The organism is Pseudomonas sp. S10E 269, assembly GCF_002798465.1.
Taxonomy (GTDB): Bacteria; Pseudomonadota; Gammaproteobacteria; order Pseudomonadales; family Pseudomonadaceae; genus Aquipseudomonas; species Aquipseudomonas pergaminensis.
Genome location: NZ_PHIJ01000001.1, coordinates 1,286,881 through 1,300,797, shown reverse-complemented (window position 1 = coordinate 1,300,797; position 13,917 = coordinate 1,286,881). Strand labels below are relative to the sequence as shown.

Below are 13,917 nucleotides of genomic sequence, written 5' to 3'. Positions count from 1 at the left end.
CTCAGCGCTGGTGACGGATGCGTGGGTTGGCGAAGCCGTAGAGGATATCCACCACGAAGTTCACCAGGATCACCAGGCAGGCGATCAGCAGGATGCCGTTCTGCACCACCGGGTAGTCCCGCGCGCCAATGGCTTCGATCAGCCATTTGCCGATGCCGGGCCAGGAGAAGATGGTTTCGGTCAAAACCGCACCGGCCAGCAGGGTGCCGACTTGCAGGCCGACCACGGTCAGTACCGGGATCAGCGCGTTACGCAGGCCGTGCACGAACACCACGCGCGCCGGCGACAGGCCCTTGGCCTTGGCGGTGCGGATATAGTCTTCACGCAGGACTTCGAGCATCGACGAACGGGTCATCCGCGCGATCACCGCCAGCGGGATGGTGCCGAGCACGATGGCCGGCAGGATCAGGTGGTGCAAGGCGTCGAAGAAAGCGTCCGGCTCGTCAGCCAGCAGGGTGTCGATCAGCATGAAGCCGGTGCGTGGCTCGATGTCGTAGAGCAGGTCGATACGCCCGGAAACAGGGGTCCAGCCCAGGCTGACCGAGAAGAACATGATCAGGATCAGGCCCCACCAGAAGATCGGCATCGAATATCCCGCCAGGGAGATGCCCATCACCCCATGGTCGAACAGGGATCCTCGCTTCAAGGCCGCGATCACCCCGGCCAACAGGCCCAGGATACCGGCGAACAGCAGGGCGGCCATGGACAGTTCCAGGGTCGCCGGGAAGAGTGCGGTGAATTCGGTCCACACGCTGGTGCGAGTACGCAGCGATTCGCCAAGGTCGCCCTGGGCCAATTTGCCGACGTAGTCCAGGTATTGCGCATACAACGGCTTGTTAAGGCCAAGGCGTTCCATTGCCTGTGCGTGCATCTCGGGGTCGACGCGCCGCTCGCCCATCATGACTTCGACGGGGTCGCCAGGGATCATGCGAATCAACGCAAACGTGAGCAACGTTATGCCGAAAAACGTGGGGATCAGTAACCCCAGTCGGCGGGCAATAAAGCTAAACATCTTGTCGTGTACCTCAATCAGCCGGTTAGGCAGGTTCGGCACCGTCAGTGTCGACGGTGCCGAGCGTTTTTCTTATTTACTTCACCTGGGTAGTGGCGAAGTTATTGTTCGTCAGAGGGCTTTGGGTATAACCCTCGACGTTCTTGCGCATGGCGGTGAACATTTTCGGGTAAGCCATGGGAATCCATGGTTGGTCCTTGTCGAAAACGTCCATGGCTTGTTCATAGAGTGCAGCGCGTTGTGCGGGTTCAGCGACAGCGCGCGCCTTGTCGATCAAGTCTTGAAACTCTTTGTTACACCAGCGCGCGTAGTTTTCGCCGTTTTTCGCTGCATCGCAACTCAGGTTCGGCGTGAGGAAGTTATCCGGGTCGCCGTTATCCCCCGCCCAACCGGCGGACACCATATCGTGCTCGCCGTTTTTAGCACGCTTGAGCATTTCGCCCCATTCCATGACTTTGATATTCACCTTCAGGCCAATCTGCGCCAGATCCGCCTGCATGCGCTGGGCGCCGAGCATCGGGTTAGGGTTGGTCGGGCCGCCGCCGTTACGGGTGAACAGGGTGAACTCGGTGCCTTCCGGCACGCCGGCTTCCTTGAGCAGGGCGCGGGCCTTATCGAGGTCGCGCGGTGGGTTTTTCAGCTTGTCGTTGAAGCCCAGCAGCGTGGGGGGAAACGGGCCGGTGGCATCGACAGCGTTGCCTTTGCCGTACAGCGATTCGTTGTAGCCTTTTTTGTCGAACGCGATGTTGATCGCATGACGCACCCGCGCGTCGCTCATGTACTTGTGGGTGGTGTTCAGTGCGGTGTAGGCGGTGGTCATCGCCGCCAGTTCATCGACCTTCAGGTTCGGGTCTTTCTTGATGCTGGGCAGGTCATCCGGCTTGGGATATAGCGCGACCTGGCATTCGTTGGCCTTGAGCTTCTGCAGGCGCACGTTGTTGTCGACCGCAATGGCCAGGATCAACGGATCGGCCGGCGGCTTGCCACGGAAGTACTCCGGGTTGGCTTTGAAGCGTACCTGGGCATCTTTCTGGTAGCGAATGAAGATGAACGGGCCGGTGCCGATCGGCTTGCTATTGAGCTCATCGGTCTTACCGGCGGCGAGCAGTTTGTCGGCGTATTCAGCGGAGTGGATGGCGGTAAACGGCATCGCGACATCGGCCAGGAACGGTGCTTCAGGGCGCGTCAGGGTGAAGACCACCGTGTGGTCATCAGTCTTCTCGACACTTTTGAGCAGTTCCTTGAAGCCCATGCTTTCGAAATAGGGGAAACCCGTGGTGGATTTGTTATGCCAAGGGTGTTTCGGGTCCAACTGGCGCTGGAAGCTCCAGAGCACGTCATCGGCATTCAAGTTGCGCGTGGGTTTGAAATAGTCGGTGGTGTGGAACTTGACGTCATCGCGCAGATGAAAGGTATAGGTCAGGCCGTCGTCACTGATTTCCCAGGTCTTGGCGAGCGCGGGAACGATTTCAGTGGTGCCTGGCTTGAAGTCCACCAGACGGTTGAACATGGTTTCAGCGGCGGCGTCTGCGGTCACGGCCGTGGTGTACAGGACCGGGTCGAAACCTTCCGGGCTGGCTTCGGTGCAGACAACCAGTGGTTTGGCCGAAACGCCGATCGCCACGCTCAACAGCGCGGCGGCCATGGTGGCTTGTAGCGGAAGCATTTTCATTCATAGCCCTCTGCAATCGATGGGACCAGACAAGCGTAGACGGCGGGCTCGTCCTGAGCCCGCCGTTTACCTGGCGCTAATTAAAGAATGTTGAACGGGATGGTGGTGACCAGGCGGAACTCTTTGATGTTGCCGTCAGCTTGTTGGGCGCTGGCGCGGTGAGTCACGTAGGTGCCACGGATCGTAGTGGCCTTGAGCGGGCCGCTCTGAATTGCGTAGGAAGTACCAACGCCGTATTCCTGGTGTTTCTCGCCGTCCATCAGGCGCAGGTCGCTACGCGAAGCGCCGGCTTCGCCGTAGGCGGTGCCGTTGTAGTGAGTACCGTCGATGCCCCAACCGCGCGCCGAGTAGACGTTGAACTTCAGGCCTGGCACGCCGTATTCGGCCATGTTGATGGCGTAGGCGATCTGGAAAGACTTCTCGTTCGGGCTGTTGAAGTCCGAAGTCAGGGAGTTTGCCAGGTAGATGCCGTTGGTTTCGTGCAGGTAGTCGAAGTACTCGTCACCGTTCACTTCCTGGTACGAGAAGGTCAGGCTGTGGGCCTGGTGGGTCAAGCCCAGGGACAACGAGTAAGTGTCGTTGTCGATGTTGCCCATCTTCTTGCTGCCGGTGTCGGTGGTTTTGTAGTAGTTCAGGCCGGTGGTCAGTGCCAGGGTCTGTGCATCACCCAATTCGTGGGTGGCACCGAAGTAGTACTGGTTCCAGAAGTCTTCGACGTTAGCGGCGAATACGCTGGTTTTCAGGCTCTTGAACGGCTGGTAGTTGAAGCCCAGGGTTTTGACCTTGTCGGTTTCCTGGCCATTGCCGTACTCGGAACGGAATTTCGACAGGCTTTGTTCGGTACGCGGCGAAACGCGATCGAAGATGCCGCCCTGGAACGACAGGTTGCTGAACTCTTCGCTGTTGAAGCTCACACCTTCGAAGCTCGATGGCAGTGCACGGTTGCCGATGGTGTCGACAATTCCGCTGCTGAAGTTCTGGCGACCGGCGGTCAAGGTTGTGTTGGACACGCGGAATTTGACGTTAGCCAAGCCCAGCTTGCTCCACTGGCCTACAGCGTCACCGAAGGAGTGAGCCAGGGTACGGTTGGAGCCGCCGGCGATGTCTTTTTGGTCCCGGTCGAGCGCAATGTAGTTGTAAGCGGCGACTTCGGTACTCACGCCAACCGTGCCTTGGGTGAAGCCCGAGGTGTAGTTGAGGATGGTGCCTTGGGCCCAGTTGTAGCGGCGGGAAACCCTGGTGGTTACATCATTGGCTTTATCGGCTTCATTTTTGTAATAACCGAACTTCTGGCCACGAAATTTCATTTCGTTGGAGTACCAGTTACGGGTCGTGCCGCCCAGGCTTTGACCGTCGATAAAGCCCTTGGCCTCGCTTTGGGCGCTGGCGCCGGCCAGTGTGGTCGGCACGAAGTCCTGGCTGGCGGGTTCCGCGTAGGCGGTGGCCGTGATGCTGCTGATGGCCAGGGCCAGAAGCGCTTTGCTGCTCAGTTTCATGGGTGAAGCTCCTTTGGTTCTCTTTTTAATGCCGGTCTTTTTTGGTGATCCGGCTATTGGGTGTGTAACTCGTTCAAGCCATGGCAAACGTTTGGCGTAGGAAAAATCCCAACAAAAGGCCGCGCGTTTGCAGCAAGGCGGGGTTCGCCCTGCGCAATCCGGTTATTTTCTTATGGGGTAATACTGACGCCCGAGAACACGTTCCGGCCGAAGGGGCTGACCTTGAACCCTTCGACTTTGGCGCTTAACGGCTGGTTGACCGTCGAGTGGGCGACTGGCGTGATCGGCACCTGCTGCTTGAGCAGTTGCTGCGCCTGTTTGTACAGAACAGTCCTTTGTTCGCGGTCGGTCACGACCTTGGCTTGCTTGATCAGCTTGTCGTACGCCGGGTCACACCACATGGAGTAGTTGTTCCCGCCGATGGCGTCGCAGCTGTAGAGGGTGCCCAGCCAGTTGTCCGGGTCACCGTTGTCGCCGGTCCAGCCGATCAGGCTCACATCGTGCTCACCGTTCTTGGTGCGCTTGATGTACTCGCCCCATTCGTAGCTGACGATCTTGACCTTGAGGCCGATCTTGGCCCAGTCGCTCTGCAGCATCTCGGCCATCAGCTTGGCGTTGGGGTTGTACGGCCGTTGTACCGGCATCGCCCACAGGGTGATCTCGGTACCTTCCTTCACGCCGGCGGCCTTGAGCAGTTCCTTGGCTTTTTCCGGGTTGTAGGCGGCGTCCTTGATGCTGTCGTCGTAGGACCACTGCGTCGGCGGCATGGCGTTGACCGCCAGTTGCCCCGCACCCTGGTACACGGCGTTCAGGATGCTCTGCTTGTTCACCGCCATGTCCAACGCCTGGCGCACTTCGAGCTGGTCGAAAGGTTTGTGGCGCACGTTGTAGGCGATGTAGCCGAGGTTGAAACCCGGTTTGGTCAGCAGTTGCAGGTTCGGGTCGGCCTTGAGGGCATCGACGTCAGCCGGGCGCGGATGCAGGGTCACCTGGCATTCGCCGGCCTTAAGCTTTTGCACCCGCACCGACGCGTCGGTGTTGATGGCGAAGATCAATTGGTCCAGCTTGACCTTGCTCGGGTCCCAGTACTGTTTGTTGGCCACGTAACGGATCTGCGAATCTTTCTGATACCGCTGGAACACGTAGGGGCCCGTGCCGATCGGCTTCTGATTGATGTCGCTGGGCTTGCCGGCCTTGAGCAACTGCTCGGCATATTCGGCCGAGAGGATCGCGGCGAAGCTCATGGCGATGTTCTGGATAAATGCGGCGTCCACCGTGTTCAGGGTGATCACCACGGTATGCGGGTCGGTTTTCGCGACCTTGGCGATGTTCTTGTTCAGGCTCATCCCGTTGAAGTACGGAAACTCGGTGGGGTAGGCCTTGCGGAAGGGGTGGTCGGGGTCAAGCATGCGGTTGAAGGTGAACAGCACGTCGTCGGCGTTGAAGTCGCGCGTCGGCTTGAATTCCTTGTTGCTGTGGAATTTCACCCCTTCACGCAGGTGAAAGGTGTAGGTCAGTCCGTCTGGCGAAATATCCCACTTGGTTGCCAGCGCAGGTACGACACCCGTCTCGCCCTTTTCAAACTCAACCAGGCGGTTGTACAGCGGCTCGGCCGCATCGTTATCGGTGGCGGTGGTGTATTGCGCGGTGTCAAAACCTGCCGGGCTGCCTTCCGAGCAGAACACCAGGCTCCGCTTGTCGGCGGCGTGGCCCATCATGGCCGCAGCCAACAGGCTGGTGCCAAAAATTGCGGATAGAACGGTGGTATGGCGCATGACGATCCCGATCCTTGTTTGTAATTGTCATCAGCGAGCAATCACCCCGGCGTGCCAGGGCGACATCACTGATCCCACACGCAGCAAGTGCCTATCCATGTAAGGAGCTTCCGCTGTCCTACGACGTTATGGGTCGTGGACCTGGCAGTAAATGCACCAAATTGGATTGACCTTGTAGGCAACGGAGACACACATCGCAGTTCATTGCTGTAGGACGCAACGATTTCGAGCGTGGTCTGTTTCCTACGGTCCAGGCGGATGCAATAACGGCGACGTTATGAAACGTCGCCGTCATGGCTTCTTACTTGCCGCTTACGCTCACGCCGTAAAAGGAGTTCAAGCCAAACGGGCTGATCTTGAAGTCCTGCACGGTGTTGCGCATGGGTTGATACACCGTCGAGTGCGCGATAGGTGTCATCGGGACTGCATCTTTGAGGATATGTTGCGCCTGCTTGTACAGCTCGGTGCGTTTGGCGACGTCCGACGTGGCCTTGGCTTCTTTCACGATGCCGTCGAATTTCTTGTCGCACCATTTCGAGAAGTTGTTACCGGACAGCGAGTCGCAGCCGAACAGCACGTTCAGCCAGTTGTCCGGGTCACCATTGTCACCGCTCCAGCCAATGATCATGGCTTGGTTCTCGCCACCTTTGGAGCGCTTGATGTACTCGCCCCACTCGTAGCTGGTGATCTTCACGTTGAGGCCGATCTTCTTCCAGTCGTTTTGCAGCATTTCTGCCATCAGCTTGGCGTTCGGGTTGTACGGACGCTGAACCGGCATGGCCCATAGAACGATTTCAGTACCTTCCTTGACGCCGGCTTCCTTGAGCAGCGACTTGGCTTTCTCAGGGTCGTACTTGGCGTCCTTGATGGTGGTGTCATACGACCATTGGGTCGGCGGCATGGCGTTGACGGCCAGTTGGCCGGCGCCCTGGTACACGGAATCGATGATCTGCTGCTTGTTCACCGACATGTCCAGCGCCTGGCGTACGCGCAGGTCAGCCAATGGGTTTGGCTGGTCGCTGCCCTTGACCTTGTCCATGACGTTGTAGGCGATATAGCCCAGGTTGAAACCGGCCTGGTTCGGCAGTTTCAGGTCCTTGTCCGCTTCCAGCGCCTTGAGGTCGGCCGGCCGTGGGAACAGGGTGATCTGGCATTCGTTTTTCTTCAGCTTCTGGATACGCACCGACGGGTCGGTGGTGATGGCGAAGATCAGGTTGTCGATCTTCACGTCTTCAGGTTTCCAGTAGTCCTTGTTGCCGGTGTAACGGATGTTCGAGTCTTTCTGGTAGCTCTTGAACACGAACGGGCCAGTGCCGACCGGCTTCTGGTTGATGTCCGCAGCTTTGCCTTCTTTCAACAGTTGCGCGGCGTATTCAGCCGACTGGATCGAAGCGAAGCTCATTGCCAGGTTCTGGATGAAGGCGGCGTCCACGGTGCCAAGGGTGAACTTGACGGTGTGTTCATCGACCTTCTCGATGTTCTTGATGTTGGTGTCCATCCCCATGTCCGTGAAGTACGGGAACTCAGTGGGGTAGGCTTTGCGGAACGGATCGTCCTTGTTGATCATGCGGTTGAACGTGAACAGCACGTCATCGGCATTGAAGGTACGGGTCGGCTTGAAGTACGAGGTGGTGTGGAACTTGACGCCATCACGCAGGTGGAAGGTGTAGGTCAAGCCATCCGGGGACACGTCCCAGCTGGTGGCCAACCCAGGAATCACAGCGGTGCCGCCGCGTTCGAACTGGGTCAGGCGGTTGAACATGGTTTCGGCCGAGGCATCGAAGTCTGTTCCGGTGGTGTACTGGCCTGGGTCGAAACCGGCCGGGCTCCCTTCGGAGCAGAACACCAGGTTAGTCGCCGCTTGGGCGAAAGGAGCTGCGGCCATAAGGCCAGCGCTAACAATTAACGGAATGACTGCGTGTTTAAGCATGTTGGCCTCATGATTTGTTGTCATTTTTGGTGGTGAGGGCGACCTCGTGAGTCGGCCTGCGGATACTTATGCAGGCGCCATACCCATTGCAAGATGCTGAACCGTTGTGAGGGTGAAACAGTGGTACGAACGTACAGGAATGTCGCAATTATGAAAGTTTGTACATATTTGCGCATATTTTGAGGGTTTTTTCGGTGCAACTGACGCACCAAAAATGACCAACCGAGGCGTCTAGCGCACTCGGTTGGGGCGCTGCTGTTACTTATCTAGACTCACGCCATAGAACGGCGTCAGGCCAAAGGGGCTGATCTTGAAGTCCTGTACTTCCTTGCGCAGCGGTTGGAAAACCGTCGAGTTCGCAATAGGCGTTATAGGTACTTGTTCCTTAAGGATTTTCTGAGCCTGTTGATACCACTTGATACGCTGCTCGCGGTCATTACTGACCTTGGCTTGCTGCACCAGCTTGTCGTAGGCCGGGTTACACCATTTGGCGTAGTTGCTGCCCTTGACCGCGGCACAACTGTAGAGCACGCCCAGCCAATTATCCGGGTCGCCATTGTCACCGGTCCAACCATAAATCATGGCGTCGTGCTCACCGTTTTTGGCCCGCTTGATGTATTCGCCCCACTCATAGCTGACGATATTGGCCTTGATGCCAATCTTTTCCCAATCCTGCTGGATCATTTGTGCGGACATGCGCGCGTTGGGGTTGGAGGCGCGTTGCACGGTCATTGCCCACAGGTTGATGGTGGTGCCTGGTGCAACCCCTGCTTCTTTTAGTAGCGCCTTGGCCTTCACTGGATCGTGAGGTGCGTCCTTGATGCTGGGGTCATAAGACCACTGCGCAGGTGGTAGCGCGTTCTGCGCCAATTGCCCGGCGCTCTGGTACACGGCCTTGATAATTGCCGGCTTATCGATGGCCATGTCCAAGGCCTGGCGCACCTTGAGTTGGTCCAGCGGCGGGTGTGTCACGTTGTAGGCCAGAAACCCCAGGTTGAAACCGGCTTGCTGCAGCACGCGCAAGTTCGGGTCCTGCTTCATCACTTCTATATCCGCAGGGCGCGGGTAACCGCTGACCTGGCATTCCCCGGCCTTGAGCTTTTGCAGGCGCGACGCGGCGTCCGGGGTAATGGCGAACACCAGGTTGTCGAGTTTCACATCCTCGGGCTTCCAATACTGTTTGTTGGCCACGTAGCGGATCTGCGAGTCCTTCTGGTAACGCTTGAACACGAACGGCCCGGTGCCGACCGGTTTCTGGTTGATCTCTTCGGCCTTGCCTTGCTTGAGCAGTTGCGCGGCGTACTCGGCGGATTGCACCGAGGCGAAGCTCATGGCCAGGTTCTGCACAAACGACGCATCGACGTTATTCAGGTTGAAGCGCACGGTGTGTTCGTCGAGTTTGTCGACGCTCTTGATCGTGGTGTTCAAGCCCATGTCGGTGAAGTACGGCGACTCGGAGGGGTAGGCCTTGCGGAATGGGCTTTGCGCATCCAGCAGGCGATTGAAGGTAAACAGCACATCATCCGCGTTGAAGTCGCGGGTAGGGGTGAAGAAATCGGTGGTGTGAAATTTGACGCCATCGCGCAGGTGGAAGGTGTAGGTCAGGCCGTCTTTGGAGATGTCCCAACGGGTCGCCAGACCCGGTTCGACTTCGGTACCGCCGCGCTTGAACTGGGTGAGGCGGTTGAACACGGTTTCGGCAGAGGCATCAAAATCGGTGCCGCTGGTGTACTGGCTGGGGTCGAAACCGGCGGGGCTGGCTTCGGAGCAGTAAACCAGGGTGCTGGCGGCCTGGGCCAGCGGCATGAAGGCCAGCAGGCCTGCGGCGAGGAGGAGCGGTTTTAAGGCAATTCTTTCCATGGAGACCCCTGAGGTGACAGGTAAATGCTGCCCGAACGAAAAACGGCGGTAACCGAGGTTACCGCCGTTAAGCATTTTCAGGTAGATGGCCGAGGGGCAAGGCTAATCACGCCTCGTTTTTTCACTATGTTTAAGGTGTTTTAACCGATATTTCGAAATGGGTCGGCGCATTTTTGTCGATCGTGTAGCGGCTGCCCGCCGAGGGGGTGTGGTGAATAGTAAAGGTGCGCCTGGCCTGGATGTTTATGTTGTCCAACGCGCCCTCCTCTGTGTGCATGAGACGATAGTTCCCGGAAGCCGTCACGTGGGTGACATTTTTGGAGGGGTCGTAGTCGATGTGAAAGTGCACATGGTCACGATTACTGATAAGTACGTTATCAGTTAATAGGCGGTTTTCGAATTCGCCAGAGGCTGTTTTATGTGCAAAAAATGGCTCCATGGCTGGTCCCATGGATCCCTGGTGAGCCACTTCGGAAATACGTGCACGCAATTCTGGATCTGGAATAAGTTGTTCGAATTGTTTGATCTTGTCAGCTTGTATTTCCTCGGCGGAACTGCGCCCTGTGCTACTCAACGTGTGTTCCGTACTCCCAGTAGGTGTCGTCGTTCGGATGCTGTAATTACTTCGATTGGAATCTTTTACAAAGCCATCATAGTAGTCACTTCCACCTTCATAAGGCGTAGCTTTTTCGCCCGCCAGAACTGCAAAGTTTTCCTCTTCCTGTGTCCATGAAACGTTGAGGCTCTGCTTGATCGCACCCTGTTCTTCGTAGTTAGTCGTGGACAAAACATAGTCTGTTTTTGTGTCGAAATTAAAGTACTTGTCAAAAGGTTCGGCACCCTGGATTTTCGAACCGTCGACTGTGACGAATTGATCGGAAAACTTGGGCGGTAGCTTCAACTCGTTACTCGGGGTCGGCGATGGCGTACGCTGCCACGGCCACTTGCGCGCGCCACCTGGGCCAATTTCTCGGGCCCATTCGCCGTCCAGTGTGGAATGCACGGTCATCACTGGCTTGCGCGTCGAACGATCAATGATCTGTACATAATCATTGCTCAGTTTGAAATCACCTTTGATCTCATACACCTTGGGAACGCCGGTGGCATCGGTGTAACGGATGAGCCATTGGTCCGTGCCATCAGCGGCTTTGACTTGATAGATACCTTTTGAATTGCGAGTTGCCCCTTCGATCAGTTGCTCGCCGTTCGGCACTGCGTGCTGACTGATGTTAGCTGCCTGTATCGGCCTGAGTCGATTAACGGGGGGCTCAACGACGATGGGCTTCTCTGGCGTCTCGACGTCTGGCACCACTGGCTCTTTGACGGAAGCCTCGATGCTATCGCCGACCAGATGGGTCGCCCCTTGCTCGGCCTTTATCAGTTTGCTCGCGCCACCGGCGATGACGGGGGCCGCATTCAGTACACCGAATACAATATGGTCTGCGCCACCGGGCTTGCCATGCTTGAGGTCGTCTGCACCAATCCCGGCTTCCGCCGCCCCGGCTGTGAGATAAAACACCTCCAACCCCACTGCCACTTCGGGCATGACGGCGGCCAGGGGTGTCATCATCAACGCGATTTTTGTGGTGGTCTCCAACACTTCCAGGATAGTGGCTTTGGTGACGTCGCCATCCGTGGTTATTTCGGTCTCGGCATCGTCGTATGAGCGTTTTTTCTGCCTTTGGGTCATTTCGATGAAGGGGTCCCCAGCCAGCGGTTCAACTTTAATGAACTGCTCTGGGTCGAATTCATTCAGGCGTTCCAGAACGCTGGCATCGGGTGCATCCTTTTTCGACCAGCCGCCGATCCCTACCAGCGTTTGATTGACCCCTTCAGAGAAAAAGCGATCAGCCTGATCGCGCTGGGAGAAGTGCATCGATAAGGCTTCACGTTTGACCGGATCCGCCGCCTGTTCCGCCAACCAGGTCTTCATCTGTGACGGGCTGTCGAACCCATGAATCGGCGAGGAGTTTCCGGGTATGTAAAGCAGTGTACGGTTGATCGGGTTACCGTTCGTATCGAAGCTGGTTTTCTTGTCAGTGATAGTCAGCAAGCTCACAGACTTGAAGCTATTGATGCTCAACAAGCCTACCTGCACGTCGGGATCCTTGGTGGCGGCGGGGCCCAGATCGTCCAGCTTCAGGTTCTTCCAAGTCGTGTTCGACGGCAGGCCGGCGGCGCGCATCACCAAATCGGTATCACGGGCGTTCAAACTATCGTTTTCAAATTGCCCCAAGGCACTCGCCACTAGGGACGCTTTGCTCATTTGTTCGTATTTGTGCTGATGGGCGGGCCAGAACTCATTCAGGAACTGGGTGTAGGGTTTGCTGAACTCAGTGTTCCACACGATGTTTCGGAAGGCCGCAGGTTGATGGGGCAACAGGTTTGTCGTGTTGTACACCTCCCGTTGACCGGGCTGCGCGCCAACAAATATGCCTTCGTAGGTCGTTGGCTGATGCGCGACTGTATCTATCTGGTCAACTACTGCGGGTACAGGGAGCACGGGCGCCAGCCGATCGAGCCAGGTGTGCAGGGTTGATCGTTTTTTTTCGGCTGGGGTCTGGTGTTCGTCGTTGTGATTGGCGCGCTGTACGTTATGCAGTGCGGCCTGGGTCAGGGATATTTTGTTTAAGACTTTGCCATTCGTAGGCTTTGGCTTCTTGGGGTCGTAGTTCAACGTGACGATAAACGTGTTATCGGGATCTAAATCCTTCCCCCAACGCTTCTTTAACTCTACTTTAATAATCTCTGCCGTGTTCTGACTGGGCGTCTTGAACCCAGCAGTCGATTTGGCGATGTACTTCTCTATACCAGGGTTATAGGGCAGACCCGGAATAAGCGTTTCGTGATGATTGCGACGCTTGGGGCTTTTTTGGCGGGCCTCATGTTCGGCATTAGCAGGCGTTGCGTTTGAGGCTGGGGTTGTCGAGGCGTTCGTTGTTTCGGGTGCGGATGTAAGAACAGGGGGTAAAGAAGTCGTGATCATTCTGTATCGCTCTTGGCAAGTGAGCCTCCCTGGCATTGGTTTGTTCGATACATGCGTGGGAAATGATCGCGTTGACGTTCCTGCCATTTGTTCCGTATATCTGTTTGGATATTACGGCTAACACTTTTTGAAAAGTGTGAGGTGGGTTAGTTGTGCTGCTGTATTGAGTCGGGGCACATATAAAGAGCGTTGTACGAATGGATGTGAGGAAGTATGTTTGTAACGAACAATATGTACTGAATTATCTGGTAGCGGTTGCGCCCATAAAAAAGGCGCATCCACAAGGTTGCGCCAGCTATCAGGCCTTCAGTTGGCTGAACGGGTACTGACGCCGTTGTTACAGACCCGTTCGCCTCAGTCAGCGCGTTATTGCAGTACTTCAATCACCCCATCAGCACTCATGCTGACCTGGCTGGTGCCGGCTTCCACCTCAGGCGTGGGTGCGGAATCGGCCATCGCGGCTTTCATCATCATCCCGCCACGGGCGTAAGGCATCGGGTAGCCATTGGTGTTGAAGTTCAGGTTGACGATCTTGTAGCCCTTGCCGCCCAACGCATCGGTGGCCAGTTGCGCGCGTGCTTTAAATGCAGCGACCGCGTCCTTGAGCAGTGCATCTTCGCTGGACTTGCGCGTGGCGTCGGCGATGGCGAAGTCCATGTTTTCCATTTTCAGGGTGTTCAGCAGTTCGCCGGTGAGCTTGGACAGTGCCGGGAAGTCCGCGCTTTCCAGGCGCAGTTCGGCACGCTCGCGCCAACCGGTGATCTTCTGGTTCTTGTTGTCGTAGATCGGGTAGCTGTTGCGGCTGCCCTGGCGCAGGGTCACGCCTTTGACTTCGCGGGCCTGGCCCAGCGCCTTGTTCAGGGTGGTGGTGATTTCGGCAGCGAGTTTGGCCGGGTCGCTGTTCTGGGATTCGGTGTACAGCGTCACGATCATCTTGTCGCGGGCCACCTCCTGGCTGACCTCGGCGCGCAAGGAAATCTGGTTGTAGTTCAGTGCGTCAGCGGCCAGTGCTGGCAGGCTGACCAGGGTGCCCATGCTGAGGGTGATGGCGGCTGCACTGCGAGTGAAACGAGACATGGAAGCTCCTTGAGATAGTCGTGTTGGGTATGACTGTAGACGGTGGGGTGGGGTTCTTCGGGTTTAGGAATTAGAAAAAAAGTTTCAAGCTGCAAGCTGCAAGTGAAAA

Annotated in this window: 8 protein-coding genes; all 8 read right to left on the bottom strand. The window is 56.8% G+C overall.

Features of this window, described 5'->3' with window-relative positions:
* Position 1: 1 nt before the first annotated feature.
* The 8 genes from CWC48_RS06115 to CWC48_RS06080 all read right to left on the bottom strand — a co-directional run bounded on the left by CWC48_RS06115 (position 2) and on the right by CWC48_RS06080 (position 13,808).
* Positions 2–1,012, bottom strand: coding sequence for an ABC transporter permease subunit (locus CWC48_RS06115; RefSeq protein WP_017739471.1), 1,011 nt, complete (start codon positions 1,010–1,012; stop codon positions 2–4).
* 76 nt (positions 1,013–1,088) lie between these two features.
* Positions 1,089–2,684 (bottom strand): ABC transporter substrate-binding protein, encoded by a 1,596-nt coding sequence (locus CWC48_RS06110; protein ID WP_078046856.1) that lies wholly within the window; start codon positions 2,682–2,684, stop codon positions 1,089–1,091.
* An 80-nt stretch (positions 2,685–2,764) separates the two neighbouring features.
* Positions 2,765–4,180 carry an OprD family outer membrane porin gene (locus CWC48_RS06105; protein ID WP_100491495.1) on the bottom strand — a complete coding sequence of 472 codons (1,416 nt, stop codon included), beginning with the start codon at positions 4,178–4,180 and terminating at the stop codon, positions 2,765–2,767.
* Positions 4,181–4,350: 170 nt separating this feature from the next.
* On the bottom strand, positions 4,351–5,955 hold the full coding sequence (locus CWC48_RS06100; RefSeq protein ID WP_078046858.1) for an ABC transporter substrate-binding protein: 1,605 nt from the start codon (positions 5,953–5,955) through the stop codon (positions 4,351–4,353).
* A gap of 301 nt (positions 5,956–6,256) precedes the next feature.
* The gene (locus CWC48_RS06095) at positions 6,257–7,885 is read right to left on the bottom strand and encodes an ABC transporter substrate-binding protein (protein ID WP_078046859.1); all 1,629 of its coding nucleotides are present in this window, start codon (positions 7,883–7,885) and stop codon (positions 6,257–6,259) included.
* Positions 7,886–8,143: 258 nt separating this feature from the next.
* Complete coding sequence (locus CWC48_RS06090) at positions 8,144–9,745, bottom strand: ABC transporter substrate-binding protein (RefSeq protein WP_100491494.1); 1,602 nt, start codon at positions 9,743–9,745, stop codon at positions 8,144–8,146.
* A gap of 130 nt (positions 9,746–9,875) precedes the next feature.
* Entirely contained in the window at positions 9,876–12,731 is a 2,856-nt protein-coding gene (locus CWC48_RS06085; protein ID WP_100491493.1) for a dermonecrotic toxin domain-containing protein, read from the bottom strand.
* Between the two features lie 366 nt (positions 12,732–13,097).
* A complete protein-coding gene (locus CWC48_RS06080; protein ID WP_100491492.1) occupies positions 13,098–13,808 on the bottom strand; it encodes an SIMPL domain-containing protein in 711 nt (236 codons plus the stop codon).
* Positions 13,809–13,917: the final 109 nt, after the last annotated feature.